This window comes from Nocardiopsis sp. Huas11 (assembly GCF_003634495.1).
Taxonomy (GTDB): domain Bacteria; phylum Actinomycetota; class Actinomycetes; order Streptosporangiales; family Streptosporangiaceae; genus Nocardiopsis.
Window position 1 is genome coordinate 7,034,956 of record NZ_RBKY01000001.1, and the last position, 15,510, is coordinate 7,050,465.

Below are 15,510 nucleotides of genomic sequence, written 5' to 3' on the forward strand. Positions count from 1 at the left end.
CCTGGTGGGTCGTGATGGGTTCACAGCGGGCCTCAGACGAGGTCGAGGGCCTTGGCCGCGGCCAGGGCGTCGACGGGGACGGTGGTGGCGGAGGAGGCCCCGGCCAGCGCCCAGTCGGGGTCCTTGAGGCCGTTGCCGGTCACGGTGCACACGACGCGGCTGCCGCGTTCGACCTGGCCCGCCTCGACGGCCTGGAGGAGTCCGGCGACGCTGGCCGCGGAGGCCAGTTCGACGAAGACGCCCTCCTCGGCGGCGAGGAGCTTGTAGGCGGACATGATCTGGCGGTCGGTGACCTTGTCGATGAGCCCGCCCGACTCGTCGCGCGCCTGCTCGGCGAGCTTCCAGGAGGCGGGGTTGCCGATGCGGATCGCCGTGGCGATGGTGCTCGGGCTGGTGACGGGCGCCCCGTCGACGATCGGCGCCGAGCCGCTGGCCTGGAAGCCGAGCATCCGGGGGCGGCGCGTGGCGAGGCCGTCGTCGGCGTACTCGCCGTAGCCCATCCAGTAGGCGGTGATGTTGCCGGCGTTGCCCACGGGGATGCAGTGGACGTCGGGGGCGTCACCGAGGGCGTCGACGATCTCGAAGGCCGCGGTCTTCTGCCCCTGCAGGCGGTAGGGGTTGACCGAGTTCACCAGGGCGACGGGGTAGTCGACGCTGAGCTTGCGGGCCAGTTCCAGGCAGTCGTCGAAGTTGCCGTCGACCTGGAGCAGGCGCGCGCCGTGCACGAGCGCCTGGGCGAGCTTGCCCATGGCGATCTTGCCTCGGGGCACCAGCACCGCGCACGTCATGCCGGCGCGGATGGCGTAGGCCGCGGCGCTGGCGCTCGTGTTGCCGGTGGAGGCGCAGATGACGGCCTTGGCGCCGTCCTCGGCGGCCTTGGTGATGGCCATCGTCATCCCGCGGTCCTTGAAGGAGCCGGTGGGGTTGAGCCCCTCCACCTTCAGGAACACCTCGCAGCCCGTGAGGGCGGAGACGCGCGTGGCCGGCAGCAGGGGCGTGCCGCCCTCCTGCAGGGTGACGACGGGGGTGTTCTCGTTGACGGGGAGGCGGTCTCGGTACTCCTCGACGACCCCTCGCCAGGCCCGTGTCATGCTCACGTCAGTGTCCTTTTCGGGTGGATGCGGCTTCGTTTGACGCGCTGGAGTCGAAAGCGTCCGCCTCGTCGGCGACGCCCCGACCTGCCATGAGTCTATGACCCCGTGGCGGGTATCTCGAATCGCGGCCCCCGAGTCTCAGGATATGAGAATGAGGGCCGAGGTCTCAGTCGGCGAAGGTCTCCACGCGCATCACGCTGGCGACCTCGCGGACCATGTCGTGGCCGCGCAGCCGTTCCACCGTGCTGCGCAGCGCGGAATCCGGTGCCGGGTGGCTGACCAGGACCAGCTGGGCGTCGTCGCCGCTGCCCTCCTGGCGCACGTTCTTGATGGACACGCCGTGGTCGGCGAAGATCTCGGCGACCTTGGACAGCACACCGGGACGGTCCGCCACGTCCAGGGAGACGTGGTAGCTGGTGATGGTGTGGCCCATGTCGTGGACCGGCAGCCCGGTGTCGTGGGCGCCCTCGGCCACCGAGGTCTCGGCGATCCGGTTGCGCACCACGGCGACCAGGTCGCCCAGGACCGCGCTGGCGGTCGGCGTGCCGCCGGCGCCCGCGCCGTAGAACATCAGCCGGCCGGCCGACTCGGCCTCCACGAACACCGCGTTGTAGGCCTCCTTGACCCCGGCCAGCGGGTGCTCCAGCGGCAGCATCACCGGGTGGACCCGCACGCCCACGGACTCCCCGTCCTCGGAGCGCTGGCAGATGGCCAGGAGTTTGACGACGCAGCCCATGTCGCGGGCGCTGGCGATGTCGGCGGCCGAGACCCCCGTGATGCCCTCGCGGTGCACGTCCGCGGCGGTGACCCGCTGGGTGTGGAAGGCCAGGCGCGCCAGGATCGCGGCCTTGGCCGCGGCGTCGAAGCCCTCCACGTCCGCGGTCGGGTCGGCCTCGGCGTAGCCCAGCGCCTGGGCCTCCTCCAGGGACTCGGTGAAGCCGGCGCCCAGGGAGTCCATCCGGTCCAGGATGTAGTTCGTGGTGCCGTTGACGATGCCCAGCACCCGGTCGACCCGGTCCCCGGCCAGGGAGTCCCGCAGCGGGCGCAGCAGCGGGATCGCGCCCGCCACCGCGGCCTCGTAGTACAGGTCCACCCCGGCCTCGCGCGCCGCGGCGTGCAGCGTCTGGCCGTCCTCGGCGAGCAGCGCCTTGTTGGCGGTCACCACGGACTTGCCCGCCTTCATCGCGGAGAGCATCAGCGAGCGCGCGGGTTCGATCCCGCCGATCACCTCGATGACCACGTCGATGTCGGGGCGCGTCACCAGACCCGTGGCGTCGGTGGTCAGCAGCGCCGGATCGACACCGCGGTCGCGGTCCATGCGCCGGACCGCGATCCCGCCGATCTCGATCGGCGTGCCCACGCGCGCGGCCAGTTCCTCGGCCTGCTCGTTGACCAGGCGCACGACTTCCGAACCCACAACGCCGCATCCGAGCAGCGCCACCTTCATCGCCATTTGGGCGTGACTCCCAGTTCTCTCGTGTCCGACGGCCGCACGGCGGTGCCGCGGGCGGCGGACGGTTCAGCCTACGTCGAGGCGGAGGAGGTCCTCCTCGGTCTCCCTGCGCACGATCACGCGTGCCTCACCGCCGCGGACCGCGACCATGGCGGGCCGGGGCAGGTGGTTGTAGTTGCTCGCCATGGAGTAGCAGTAGGCGCCGGTCGCGGCGACGGCCACGAGGTCCCCGGGCCTGAGGTCGGCGGGCAGGTGCAGGTCGTGCACGATGATGTCGCCGCTCTCGCAGTGCTTGCCGACCAGGCGCGAGAGCATCGGCCCGGCGTCGCTCTCGCGCGAGACGAGGCGTCCGGTGTACTCCGACCCGTACAGGGCGGTGCGGATGTTGTCGCTCATCCCGCCGTCGACGCTGACGTAGGTGCGGATGCCCTCGACGTCCTTGACGGTGCCGACCTCGTAGACGGTGATGCCCGCGGGCCCGGCGACGGCGCGGCCGGGCTCGACGGCCACGCGGGGATAGGGAAGGCCCGCCTCCTCGCACTCGCGGCGCACGATCGAGGTGAGGCTCTGGGCGATCGTCTTGGGGTCCAGCGGGTCGTCGCCGGAGGTGTAGGCGATGCCGAGGCCGCCACCGAGGTCGAGCTCGGCGAGGGTGACGCCCTGGTCCTCGTGGACGCCGGCCAGGAAGCGGGAGACCCGCCGCGCGGCCACCTCGAAACCGGAGGTGTCGAAGATCTGCGAGCCGATGTGCGAGTGCAGGCCCACCAGGTCCAGGTGCGGCGCGGCCAGGACCCGGCGCACGGCCTCGGCGGCGGCGCCGGTGCTCATCGCGAAGCCGAACTTCTGGTCGTCGTGCGCGGTGGCGACGAACTCGTGGGTGTGCGCCTCCACACCGGTGGTGACGCGGATGAGGACCTTGGGGCGGCGGTCGAGTTCGGCCGCGACGCCCTCCAGCCGCTCGATCTCGTCGAAGGAGTCGATGATGATGCGGCCCACGCCCACCTCGACGGCGCGGCGCAGCTCCTGGGTGGACTTGTTGTTGCCGTGCATGCCGATGCGCTCGCCGGGGACCCCGGCGGCCAGGGCGACGGCCAGTTCGCCGCCCGAGCACACGTCCAGCTTGAGGCCCTCCTCCATCACCCAGCGGGCCACGGCCTTGGTCAGCAGCGCCTTGCCCGCGTAGTAGACGTCGGCGTCGGTGAAGGCCGTACGGAAGTCGTGGGCCCGGCCGCGGAAGTCCTCCTCGTCCATGACGAAGAGGGGGGTCCCGTAGGTCCGGGCGAGGGTGGCGACGCCGACACCGCCGACGGTGAGCTCGCCGTCGACGCGGCGGGACGTGGCGGGCCACACCCGGGGGTCGAGGTCGTTGAGGTCCTCGGGCGGCAGTGGCGGGTTGTCCTCGGGCAGGACCTCCGCGTGGCGGGATCCGGCCGGGTGGGCGTAGCGGCTCATCTGTTCGTTGGGCGTGGAAACCCGATCCTTCAGGACCGGGAGGAGACGCCTCTCTCCTTCCTGGTGGTGTAGGCATAGCCGTCGGCGCGCTGGAGCAGGCGGAGGTATCTGTGGCCGATGCCCTGGACGGTGCCGTGGCCGGTGGTGATGTTGAAGCTGCCCGAGGCGCGCACCGCGACCCGGCCGGTGTGGGTCCCGGCCTTCTTCCCGACTGGGACGACGGCGCGGACCAGGTCTCCGGTGGCGAACCCGAAGAACCCTTTGGTACGCGACAGCCGCAGGCGGGGGAACCCGTATCTGTCGGGGCGGGTACGGGCATAGGACCCACGCCCCGCACAGCCCACGACCAGAACCGTGTGCACGACCTCGGTGACCGTCTCGGCCTTGCCGACACAGAGCGCGTCCAGGGTGTGGGACTTGGGCAGGTGGTTACGGGTGCGGTTCCACTTGGTGCGCCCGCCCGAGCCGACGTGGGAGGGCAGACGGGCGTCCAGGGCCCGCCACAGCGCCCACCGCGTGGACTGGACTGCGGCGGCGTCCTTCAGTGGTGTCTTGGTTTGGGCTTTGATCCGGGCCAGGGTGCGCGTGTTCGTCACGAACTCCTCAACGGGCTGGTCATCCTTGCCCTGGTTGCAGGGCACGCAGGACAGCACCAGGTTGGAGACCCGGTCCGAGCCGCCCCAGGAACGCGGGTGGACGTGGTCGATGTTCAGCGGTGTGTTGGTGGCCCCGCAGTAGGCGCAGGTGCGGTCGAACTTGGCCAGCAGGTACTCGCGCACCTCGAACCCGCACAGCGCGCCCTGCTGGTACTCGAGCCCTTCCAGGGATCGGCCCGCGCTGAGGGCGTGGGTGTCGAACGCCGCCCGCTCCACATGCACCGCCCGCACGGGAGCGAGCCGGGTTAGCCGGTCCACCCACGAGACGGTGGTATCCACCCGGTGGCGCAAGGACGGGGGGAGCCACCCCTGGGGGCGGGTGCGGTTGTCGAAGCGGGGCGGGCGGTGGCGCAGGTTCGCCGTTCGGCGGCGCCGCCGGTAGCCGGACCGCTGTCCCATGTTCTTACGGATCCGGGTGCCGCGGTGGTCGAGCTGGATCGCGTACCGGCTCCGGCGCCGGCCCACCTGTTCGGTGAACACGGTGATGCCGGTGTGCTTGCTGCCGGGGTCGATGCCGACCTCGACCCCATCGACCTCGGAGTCGGCGGCGGTGCGGTCCTTGAGCCGGATCACGAACGGGGTGTGGCGGTGCACCACCGCGCGCCCTTTCGCGAGAAGTTGGCGGGCCCGTGCGGGCGGGCAGGGCTGCAGAGGTGTGCCGTGTCTGTCGAGGACGAAAACTGCGGGGTGGACTGTTCGGTTGGTGTGGGCCTCACGGCCCGACTCCCCGGCCCCGCAGGGCTCGGGGGTGACGCCGGAACCGCCAGGTGAGGCGGCACCGATCTCCCCTCGACCATGTTCCGCGCCGGGTACCACACGAGTGTGGTGTCCGCGCCCCGTTTCGTCCTTGATCCGAAGGGTGTCTGCTGACGCGGATTCCAGAGCTGGCCGCTGAGGAAGCACGGCCTGGTGGGTCTTCCGTCCTGCGCGGAACGTAGCCAACTCGGTCACCTCCTTCAAAGGTGTTGGCTCGGTCTGGTAAAGGCGGCTCTCAACCACGGGGCTGAAAGCTCGGCCCCTCAGGGCCGGGATCCCTTTACAGCGGGCTTTCGACTGGGATACGGCGGTGTGGGCGTCGGCGGGCGCCCGCACCCATTGTCCACCAACCCGATCGGAACTCAGGGGTTGGGTGCGGTGCGCCGAGATTCGGCACAGGTGTGTCTACAGCCTTGTGGGCGCTGACACCCCGAGCAGGAAGAGCCCGGTGCGAAGGACTCCGGCGACGGCGGCTGGTAGCGCCGGCTCCGGGACGGTCCGCTCCGGTGATGAGGAGGCGGCCGGACAGGTCCGCCACTCATCGTAGGCACTGGCCAGCGCTTCCAGGTATCTGACCAGGATATGGGGTTCCTCTCGGCGCGCGGCGGTGTCCAGGACACTGGGGCCGTCGAAGAGGAGTCCGCGCGGCGCGGCGGTGTGCTCGGCGCAGGCGGTGTGGGGCATGGCGCCGTCCTCGGCCCAGCGCGACAGGCTGACGGCGTGGGCGTGGGCGTAGCGCAGCCGGAAGGCGGGATTGGCGTCGGTGAGCCGCACCCAGGCGCCGGGACGTCCCTCGGAGGGCAGGACCGGCAGGTCGCCGCCGGTCGTCTCGGACTCGCGGGGGTGCTCGGGGATCGAACGGCAGAACGCCACCCGGGCACTCGCCTCGCCGACGGTGCGCAGGGCGCGGCCGGCGGGTGTGACCAGATCGCCGGGGTCGCCGTCCAGGTAGGGGTCGCGCCAGCCGGACGCGGCGTCGCAGGGGCCGGGGGGCGGCCTCTGGCCACTCGTGGCCAGGGCGATGCGGGCGCGGGCGTCGGCCCGGGCCAGCCGTCGGGCCTGGGCGACGGGGCCGGCCTCGTGCAGGGTGGAGGTCGGCCAGGAGCCGTCACCGTCCCAGGAGCGCCCGGTGAGGTAGTGGGGGCCGTCGGCCGCGGCGGCGGAGAGCAGGGCGTGGCGCTGGCCCTCCGTGAGGGTGAGGTTGAGGAAGCCCCGGTCGTCGCCCAGCAGGTGGGCGAAGTCGCACAGTCCCTCGTCGCGCATGGCGGACAGTTCGGCCGCGATCCGGCCGCACACCAGCAGGCGGGGGTCGCCGCGGCCGGGCAGGCGGGCCCGCACGGTCGAGACCAGGCGCGGCGGGAGCGCGGTGGCGGCGTCGGCCCCCTGTCCGGCGTGGTCGTGCCGCGGCCACACGAACGGGACCTCGGCCGGGTCGAGCCCGTGCGCGCGGGCGGCGGCCTCGCGGACGAGGGCCTCCAGGTCCCAGGGTGTCACCGCGTTCTCCCGTCGGCGGCGACGAGTTCGCGGATGGTGTCGATGAGGACGTCGGGGTCGAAGGGCTTGGTGAGGTAGGCGTCGACCCCGATGCCCTCGCCGCGGCGGTGGTCCTCCTCCTGTGCGCGCGCCGTGACCAGGATGAGGACGCGCCGGGGCGCGTGGGGGTCGGCGCGCAGGCGCTCGGCCGTGGTCCACCCGTCCAGGCGCGGCATCATCACGTCGAGCGTGACGACGTGGGGGTCGATGTACCCGACGCGGTCGAGGCAGTCCTGCCCGTCGACGGCGGTGAAGACCTCGAACCCCTCCAGTTCGAGGTTGAGGCGGATCAGTTCCCGGATCACCTCGTCGTCCTCGACGACGAGAACCCGTGTGGGTAGGGCGTTCACGGGCGTGACACTACCCCCGCCCGGCGACACCGCACCACCGGAACCGGCGCATCGGGTGCGCCGCGCCCGGCACACCGCAAACGAGTGGACGAACCGCCCGAGGCCCCTGCTACAGTTGTTCTCGCAGCGCGCCCCCTTAGCTCAGGGGATAGAGCATCGGCCTCCGGAGCCGGGTGCGCAGGTTCGAATCCTGCAGGGGGCACAGCGCGACGAAGGGCAGGGCACCGACACGGTCGGGGCGCCTGCCCTTCGCCATGTCCGGCCCGACCCACCAAGGACCACGCCCGTAGGCGTTCGTTGAGGGTGGCGGCGGACGTCGGCGTGGGCACGAGCGCAGTACACAGCAGCGTGGGACACACTTCCATCCGCACCGCAGGGGGCCAGAGGTCGGCCGTTCAACCTGCCTGGACTACTGGGAGTCGTGAGGGGCACCTCAGGGGGTCGAACGCGTACACGCACCCCCGGCCCGCCCCGCCGGGGGGTCGCACGTGAGCAGCACAGCCTGCGGATCTCCAGGGGGTCTATCCGGGCCGAAGCGAGGGACGAGCGGAGGCCCAAAAAGATACGGCGAGGGCGCCGACGGGTCCTGGAGGGCCTGGAGGGCCTGGAGGTGCGCTCCCGAGGGACGAGGGAGTGCACCGGAAGGCGCGAAGGCCCCGTCTAAGGGCGCCCGAGCGCGGGAGTGCTCTCCCGCAGGACCACGTGGCCGTGCAGCCGGACGACCCGGGGCCCGGTGTCGACCGGTTCGGCCACCAGGTCCAGGGCCGCGCGCCCGGCCTCGGGCCAGGGCAGGCGGACCGTGGTCAGGGCCGGGGAGACGTCCCGCAGCGCGGGGACGTCGTCGATCCCGGCGACGGCCATCCGGCCCGGCAGGTCCACGCCCGCCTCGCGCAGCCGCGCGATGGCGCCGACGGCGATCGCGTCGCTGATGGCGAAGAGCAGGCGGGTGGGGGCGCGTCGGCGCAGGCACTCGCCGGCGGCGGCGTAGCCTCCGTCACGGTTGAAGCCGCAGTGGATGACGCGGTTCTCGCCGACCTCGATCCCGCGTTCGGCCAGGGCCGCCCGGAACCCGGCGACCCGGTCGTGGGCGGTGCGCGCCTGCGCGGGGCCGGCCAGGACGGTGAACTCGCGGTAGCCGAGGTCGGCGAGCTGCGCCGCCAGGTCGGCGCCGGCGGCGCGGTTGCCCACGGCGACGGTGTCGAAGGGCAGCCCCTCCTCGCTGATGGCCACGACCCGGCCGCCCTCGTTCTCGTACAGGGTCAGTTCCTCGACCAGGCGCGCGTCCCACGCGCCGGCCGTCACCGAGCGCCCGCCCGCCAGGATGATCGCGCGCGGCCGCTGGGCCCGCAGCGAGGCCACGACCCGGGTGGCCTGCTCGGGGCTGTTGCGGCTGGAGATCATGGTGACCATGCGGTCGTCGGCCTCGGCGGCGTGCAGGACCCCCGAGGCCACAGGAGAGAAGTAGTCGTCGTTGATCCCGTTGACGACCAGCGCGATGTGCTCGCCCCTGCCCCGGGCGACGGCCTGGGCGGCGGAGTTGACGACGTAGCCGAGTTCGGCGGCGGCCGCCAGGACCCGCTGCCGCAGCTCGGGGCGCACGTTGCGGGTGCTGCCGTTGAGGGCCCGCGACGCGGTCGCGTGGGACACCTCGGCCCGCCGCGCGACGTCGGCCAGTGTCGCCCGGCCGTTCGAGCCCTTCCCCACTTCTTCCCCCTTCGCTCCGACCGCCGGCACGGCGGGCGGCGGGGCCGTGGCCCCGCCGCCCGCTCGGGCCGCCTCAGTCGACCTGGAACCCCTGCGACTCACCGTAGGACCGCAGCTCCTCGCCCCAGGCCTCCACACCGGCCTGGATGGATCCCGCCTCCTCGATCTCCGGACCGACGCTGTCGCCGAAGACCGAGTTCGCGTACACCTGGTACGGAAGGTACTGCCAGCCGTCCGCGACCCCGTCGGAGGCGGCCACCAGGACCTCGTTGGCCTGCTGTCCGTCGAAGTAGTCGTACTCGGTGGCGAGGTACTCGGGGTCCTCCAGGACGGAGGTCTGCGCGGGGAAGGACCCGGCCGCGACCTGGGCGTCCAGGGACGCCTCGTGCGTGGAGAACCACTCCAGGAAGCCCATGGCGAGGGCGGTGTTCTCCGAGCCCTTGACCACGGAGAAGCCGGATCCGCCGTTCTCCGCGTTCTCCGGGGCGGACTCGTCCCACACGGGGGCGGGCGCGACCCTGAAGTCGCCCGCGTTGTCGGTGAGGGTGTTGGAGATGTTGCCGAGCGCCCAGGCGCCGGTGATCCAGGTGGCGATGGAGCCGTCGCCCAGCGCCCTCCACCACTCGTCGGTCCAGCCGGGCTGGGAGACGGCGAGGTCGCGCTCGACCAGGTCGCTCCAGTACCCGGTGACGCGCTGGGTGCCGTCGTCGGTGAAGTCGACCGTGCCCGCCTCCCCGTCGAACTGGAACGGGCGTCCGCCGCCCTGCCAGATGAGGCTGTCCACGCCGCCGGCGTCGCCGGGGTCGATCGAGGCGATGTGCGCGCCGCTGTCCTCCTGGATCAGCTCCGCGGCCTCGGCGAACTCGTCCCAGGTGGCGGGGACCTCCGCGCCCGCGTCCTCGAACACCTGCTCGTTGTAGATCATCACCAGCGGCCCGGTGTTGTTGGGCAGGCCGTAGGTGCCCTCGCCGTAGGACATCTGCTCCCACGAGGAGGCGGTGAACTCCTGTTCCAGCGAGTCCAGGCCCCAGTCGCCCACGGGCTCCAACTGCTCGGAGAGCGCGAGCTGGGGCAGGGCGAAGTACTCGACCATGGCGAGGTCGGGCACGTTCTCACCGGCGCTGATCGCGTTCTGCAGCGCGGTGTACTGGTCGGCGGACTGCCCGGCGTTGACGAGCTCCACGCTGACCTGCGGGTGCTCCTCCTCGAAGGCGGCGACCGCGTCGTCGAACTTGGTGCTCCAGGTCCACAGGGTGAGCTCGCCGCCCTCCTCCAGGGCGGCCTGGATGTCGGCGGAGCGGTCGGTGGAGCCGGCCTCGCCGTCCTGTGCGCCGCCCCCGCCACAGCCGGTGGCGAGGAGGACGGCGCAGCAGGCCGCTGCGGGGACTGTCAGGCCCTTGGGGGGTGTGCGCATGGTGCTTCCCTTGTCGTGGAGCGGACTGGACTCACTGCTTGACGCTTCCGGCGGCCAGACCCGACTGCCAGTAGCGCTGGAGGAAGAGGAAGGAGACGATCAGCGGCACGATCGCCAGGAGGGAGCCGGTCAGGACCACGTTGTAGACCGGTTCGAGGTTGGCCCCCGTGGTCACCTGGTTGTTGAGCTGGTTCAGCCCGACGGTGAGGGGGTAGAGCGTGGGATCGCTGAGCATGATCAGCGGGAGGAAGTAGTTGTTCCAGGTGTGGACGAGGTTGAAGAGCAGGACGGTGGCCACGCCGGGGGCGAGCAGGCGGAACGCGACCCGCCAGAACGTGGTCCAGGCGCCCGCGCCGTCGATCCGGGCCGCCTCCAACAGGGAGTCCGGGACGGAGTCGGCGGCGTAGACGGTCATGAGGTAGAGGCCGAAGGGGCTGACCAGGGCCGGGATGATGATGGCCATCCGGGTGTCGGTGATCCCGATCTCGGCGAAGAGCAGGAACGTGGGGATGGCCAGGGCGGTGGCGGGAATGGTGATCGCGCCGAAGACCACGGCCCGCACCGCGCGCTTGCCCGGGAAGTCGAACTTGGCCAGGGCGTAGCCGCCCAGCGCGCAGATGAGGGTGGCGCCCACGGCACCGGTGATCGAGTACAGGGCCGTATTGAACAGCCAGGTCAGGTAGATGCCGTCCTGGTAGGTGACCGTGGTGACGATGTTGTCCCACAGGGCGAACTCGGAGCCGAACCAGAGGCCGTTGGAGGTGAACAGCTCGCCGTTGGTCTTCGTCGAGTTGACGGCGAGCCAGTACAGCGGCAGCAGGGTGTAGAGGACCATCAGCGCCATCGCGGCCTGGAGCAGGACGCTGGTCCGGCGCCGGCGACGGCGCCGACCCGTGCGGGCGGGCGCGGAGGGCCGCTCGCCGCCCGGTGGGAGCTCGGTGCCGGCGACCGGGGGCCGCTGCGGTTCCGTGGTCGCGCTCATCGACCTCACTTCCTGTTCCCCCGTTCGGTCAGCCGCTGGGCGACGTAGGCCACGACCACCGTGATCCCGCCGAGCAGGACGGCCACGGCGGCGGAGTAGGTCACCTGGTTGGCGTTGAAGGCCAGCTGGTAGGCGTACATGTTGGGCGTGAAGTAGGTGCTGATGGCGGCGGGCGCCAGGGACTGGAGCACGTTGGGCTCGTTGAACAGCTGGAAGCTGCCGATGATGGAGAACAGCGTGGCCACCCACAGGGCGGGGCGCAGCGCGGGGATCTTGATGCTCAGCGCGACACGGGCCTCGCCCGCCCCGTCGATGGCGGCGGCCTCGTAGAGCTCCTCGGGCACGGCCCGCAGCGCGGCGTAGAGGATCAGCATGTTGTAGCCGACGAACTCCCAGGTCACGACGTTGCCGATGGCGGCGAGCACCCAGGTGGAGGAGAGCGGGCTCGGCAGTGCCAGTCCGGTCGCCTCGTTGAACTGGGCGACCAGCCCGAACCGGTCCCCGTAGATGAAGCCCCACATCAGGGCGGCGACGACGGAGGGGACGGCGTAGGGCATGAAGATGCCGATGCGCATGAACCGCATGCCGCGCACCCGCCCGGAGTCCAGGATCAGCGCGGCCAGGAGCGCGAGGCCGATCATGATCGGGACCTGGACGCCCAGGAAGAGGGCGACCCGGGAAAGCCCTTCCAGGAACCTGGCGTCGGTGAGGGCGTCGGCGTAGTTGCCCAGGCCGACGAAGGACCGCCCTCCGATGAGCTGGTCCCGGAACAGGCTCAGCCCGCTCGCGTACACCAGGGGCGCGACGATGCCGATGGTGAAGACGACCAGGAAGGGGGCGACGAAGACCAGGCCGGTCCAGTCGCGGCGCCGGCGCCGGGGCGGCCGTCGTACGACCGCCGGTGGGGCTGTGCTCATCCGCTCCTCTTTCGCATGGGGCTGTGGTCCTCCTGCGCCCTGGTGTAGCCTCGGTCACACGGAATGCGCTTTCCAAAGTAGATGTGACCCAAGCCACGGTCAAGACCGGGGCGCGAAATCATCAGGAAGAGGCAGGGAGGCCCCGTGCGGAACGGCGTGGTCCAGGCGAGCGGAGATGGTGCGATGGGCGTCGGAGAGGACGCGGACGAACGGCGCGGCGACGCGCCCGAGGCGAGGACGAAGCGGCGTCCCAGGACGCTGCTGTGCATGGACGACCGGACCTACGGCTTGCAGTTCCCCCCGGCGATCCTGGCCCGACTCACGGAGTACGCGCAGCTCGGAGACCCTGTGCGGGTGCGGACGCTGGACAGCGGGGAGGCGCGGGCCGGGCTCGCCGACTGCGAGGTCCTCCTGACGTCGTGGGGCTGCCCTCCCGTCACCGGGCGGGTCCTGGACTCCGCGCCGCACCTGCGGGCGATCATCCACGCGGCGGGCAGCGTGCGCGGCCACGTGTCCCTGGAGACCTTCGATCGGGGCATCCTGGTGACCACGGCGGCGGCGGCCAACGCGGTCCCCGTCGCCGAGTACGCCCTCGCGATGATCCTCGCCGCCGGAAAGCGCGTTCCGTTCCTGGCGCGCCAGGCCCGCCGATTCCGGTCCGACTGGACCTACGCGTCCGCCCACGCGGACCTGTCCAACCGGGGACGGACGGTGTGCCTGGTGGGGTGGTCGCGGACCGGGCGGCTGCTGGGCACACTGCTGCGGCCGTTCGACATCGAGGTCCTGGTGGTCGACCCCCACGCCGACGCCGACGACGTCGCCGCCCAGGGCGGCCGGCTGACCACGGCGGCGGAGGCCTTCCCCCGGTGCGACGTGCTGAGCCTGCACGCGCCGATGCTGCCCTCCACCCGGAACATGATCGACGCCGCCGCGCTGGCACTGCTGCCGGACGGCGCGACCCTGCTCAACACCGCGCGCGGCGGGCTGGTCGACACCGACGCGCTCGCACGCGAGTGCCGGACGGGACGCCTGTACGCGATCCTGGACGTGACCGAGCCGGAGCCCCTACCCGACACCAGCGACCTCTACGACTGCGAGAACGTCGTCATCACTCCGCACGTCGCCGGGTCGCTGGGCTCGGAGACCGAGCGGATGTCGCTGGCCGCGCTGGAGGAGCTGGACCGGTACCGGTCCGGGCGTCCGCCGCTGGACGAGGTCACCCGGAGCGCGTTCGGGGTGATGGCGTGAACGCACCCGAGCTGCGGCTTCCCCCCGAGGACCGGGACCTGTCCCCCTACACCGGCTGGACCCGGCGGCACTGGGTCGCCGTGGCCGAGCACCTGCTGCTGTCGGTGCGCCCGTACCTGTCCCCCGGCCTGGCCCGCATCGACCTGCCCGGACCGACCAGCGCCTACGGGCGCGACAGCGACGGCCTGGAGGGCTTCGCCCGCACGTTCCTGCTCGCCGCGTTCCTCGTCTCCGGCCAGGACGGGGCCGATCCGCACGGCTTCCTCGACCGGTACCGGGCCGGGCTGCTGGCCGGGACCGACCCCGACGATCCCGAGCGCTGGCCCCGTCCCGACGAGCTCCACCAGGCCAAGGTCGAGGCCGCCTCAGTCGCGCTCGGGCTCATGCTCACCCGCCCCTGGCTCTGGGACCGGCTCTCCCCCGCCGAACAGGGCCGGGTGACCTCCTGGATGTCCACCGTGATCGGCGAGTCCTATCCGCCGATCAACTGGGTCTGGTTCCAGATCGTGGTCGAGGAGTTCCTGCGGTCGGTCGGCGGTCCGTGGGCCGCGGCCGACATCGACCGCGGCCTGGCGGTCCACGCGGGGCTGCGCCGCGAGGACGGCTGGCTCTCCGACGGACCCGAGCGCGCCTACGACCACTACTGCGGCTGGGCGCTGCACTTCTACCCCCTGGTGTGGTCCGATCTCGCCGCCGAGCCGCCGGCCGCCGACCTGCGCGACCGGTGGCGGGCGGACCTGCGGCGCTACCTGGAGGACCACGTCCGGCTGATCGGCGCCGACGGCGGCCCGCTCTTCCAGGGGCGCAGCCTCACGTACCGGATGGCGGCCGCCGCGCCCCTGTGGGTCGGGGCCTGGTCGGGCGCCACCGACCTGTCCCCCGGGCTGCTCCGCCGGGCCGCCTCGGGCGTGCTGCGGCACTTCACCGACCACGGCGCCCCGGACGCCGACGGCCTGCTGACACTGGGCTGGCACGGGCCGTGGCCGGGCATGCGCCAGTCCTACTCCGGCGCCGGGTCGCCCTACTGGGCGGCCAAGGGCTTCTTCGGGCTGGTGCTGCCCGAGGACCATCCGGTGTGGACCGAGCGGGAACGGCCCCTGCCAGTCGAGGAGGGCGACTTTCGCGCGGTCGTGCGATCGCCCGGCTGGATCGTCGGCGGGACCGCGGCCGACGGTGTGGTCCGCGTGGTGAACCACGGCACCGACCACGGCACGGAGGGGCACCCGACCGGGGACTCCCCCCTCTACGCGCGGCTGGGGTACTCGACCGCCACCGCGCCGCCGCTGGTGGGGCCGACCGTCGGCTCGCCCCTGGACAACAGCGTCGTGGCCCTGGACGCCGAGGGCACGGCGACCCACCGCACCGGGTTTCGCGCGATGGGCGTGCACGACGACGGCACGGCCGCGGTCGGCCACTCCCGCTGGCGGGCGCACTGGGTCGCGGTCGAGGAGGACGAGGGCCCCGACCACGGGTCAGGGCGCGGCGGCGCCACCCGGCCGGGGCCGCTGCTCGACGTGTGGTCGGCGGTGCGCGGCGCGGACGAGGTGCGCGTGGTGCGTGTGGGTCCCGAGCCTGCGCCGGACGGCGGGTGGACGCTGCGCGTCGGCGGCTGGCCCGTGCTCCCCGGCGGACCCCTCGTCTCGACGGTGGAGGTCCTGGCCGCCGACCGTCCGGCGCGGACCGGTGTCGAGGAGTTGGCGGAGGTCGCGCCGCTGGGCCCCGTCACGGCCGTGCCCTGGGCCGTCGTGACGGCCGCCCCCGGAGCCGTCGTGGCGTGCCTGGTCCGGCTCTCCGGCGCGTCCGGTGACGGACACGCCCCGAGGCCGCGAGTCGAGACCGGCGCCGAGGGAACCGTCGTGACCTGGGCGGATGGAGCCACGACCCGGATCGGATGACCCTGGTACGACGCGGGAGGGGCCGCCCCGCGGCGGCCCCCTCGGTCACCTCGGCC

Annotated in this window: 12 protein-coding genes and 1 tRNA gene; 3 read left to right on the forward strand and 10 right to left on the reverse strand. The window is 72.4% G+C overall.

Going from position 1 to position 15,510, the window contains the following annotated elements; all coding sequences use genetic code 11:
• Positions 1-32: 32 nt before the first annotated feature.
• The 6 genes from thrC to DFP74_RS31500 form a co-directional block, all read right to left on the reverse strand.
• The gene (thrC, locus tag DFP74_RS31475; protein ID WP_199725978.1) at positions 33-1,091 is read right to left on the reverse strand and encodes a threonine synthase; all 1,059 of its coding nucleotides are present in this window, start codon (positions 1,089-1,091) and stop codon (positions 33-35) included.
• A 169-nt stretch (positions 1,092-1,260) separates the two neighbouring features.
• Entirely contained in the window at positions 1,261-2,547 is a 1,287-nt protein-coding gene (locus DFP74_RS31480) for a homoserine dehydrogenase (protein ID WP_121187471.1), read from the reverse strand.
• 66 nt (positions 2,548-2,613) lie between these two features.
• Entirely contained in the window at positions 2,614-3,999 is a 1,386-nt protein-coding gene (gene lysA / locus DFP74_RS31485; RefSeq protein WP_121187473.1) for a diaminopimelate decarboxylase, read from the reverse strand.
• A 29-nt stretch (positions 4,000-4,028) separates the two neighbouring features.
• Positions 4,029-5,747, reverse strand: a complete 1,719-nt coding sequence (iscB, locus tag DFP74_RS31490; RefSeq protein ID WP_370013455.1) for an RNA-guided endonuclease IscB — start codon at positions 5,745-5,747, stop codon at positions 4,029-4,031.
• Between the two features lie 69 nt (positions 5,748-5,816).
• Entirely contained in the window at positions 5,817-6,905 is a 1,089-nt protein-coding gene (locus DFP74_RS31495; RefSeq protein WP_121187475.1) for a DALR anticodon-binding domain-containing protein, read from the reverse strand.
• A complete protein-coding gene (locus DFP74_RS31500) occupies positions 6,902-7,294 on the reverse strand; it encodes a response regulator (protein WP_121187477.1) in 393 nt (130 codons plus the stop codon). Before DFP74_RS31500 ends, DFP74_RS31495 begins: the two co-directional genes overlap by 4 nt.
• 130 nt (positions 7,295-7,424) lie before the next feature.
• On the opposite strand from DFP74_RS31500, the gene DFP74_RS31505 reads away from it, so the two are divergent.
• Positions 7,425-7,496: transfer RNA gene (locus tag DFP74_RS31505), tRNA-Arg, on the forward strand.
• Between the two features lie 458 nt (positions 7,497-7,954).
• Here DFP74_RS31505 and DFP74_RS31510 read toward each other — a convergent pair.
• The 4 genes from DFP74_RS31510 to DFP74_RS31525 form a co-directional block, all read right to left on the reverse strand.
• A complete protein-coding gene (locus DFP74_RS31510; protein ID WP_121187480.1) occupies positions 7,955-8,998 on the reverse strand; it encodes a LacI family DNA-binding transcriptional regulator in 1,044 nt (347 codons plus the stop codon).
• A 73-nt stretch (positions 8,999-9,071) separates the two neighbouring features.
• Complete coding sequence (locus DFP74_RS31515) at positions 9,072-10,412, reverse strand: sugar ABC transporter substrate-binding protein (RefSeq protein ID WP_121187482.1); 1,341 nt, start codon at positions 10,410-10,412, stop codon at positions 9,072-9,074.
• 31 nt (positions 10,413-10,443) lie between these two features.
• Positions 10,444-11,394 (reverse strand): carbohydrate ABC transporter permease, encoded by a 951-nt coding sequence (locus DFP74_RS31520; protein WP_121187484.1) that lies wholly within the window; start codon positions 11,392-11,394, stop codon positions 10,444-10,446.
• Positions 11,395-11,399: 5 nt separating this feature from the next.
• Positions 11,400-12,311: a carbohydrate ABC transporter permease gene (locus DFP74_RS31525; RefSeq protein ID WP_121187485.1), complete on the reverse strand. Its 912-nt coding sequence runs from the start codon at positions 12,309-12,311 to the stop codon at positions 11,400-11,402.
• Positions 12,312-12,455: 144 nt separating this feature from the next.
• Here DFP74_RS31525 and DFP74_RS31530 point away from each other — a divergent pair, with 144 nt between their 5' ends.
• Both DFP74_RS31530 and DFP74_RS31535 read left to right on the forward strand, forming a co-directional pair.
• Positions 12,456-13,559 (forward strand): hydroxyacid dehydrogenase, encoded by a 1,104-nt coding sequence (locus DFP74_RS31530; RefSeq protein WP_233571250.1) that lies wholly within the window; start codon positions 12,456-12,458, stop codon positions 13,557-13,559.
• A complete protein-coding gene (locus DFP74_RS31535; protein ID WP_199725834.1) occupies positions 13,556-15,454 on the forward strand; it encodes a DUF2264 domain-containing protein in 1,899 nt (632 codons plus the stop codon). Before DFP74_RS31530 ends, DFP74_RS31535 begins: the two co-directional genes overlap by 4 nt.
• Positions 15,455-15,510 lie beyond the last annotated feature (56 nt).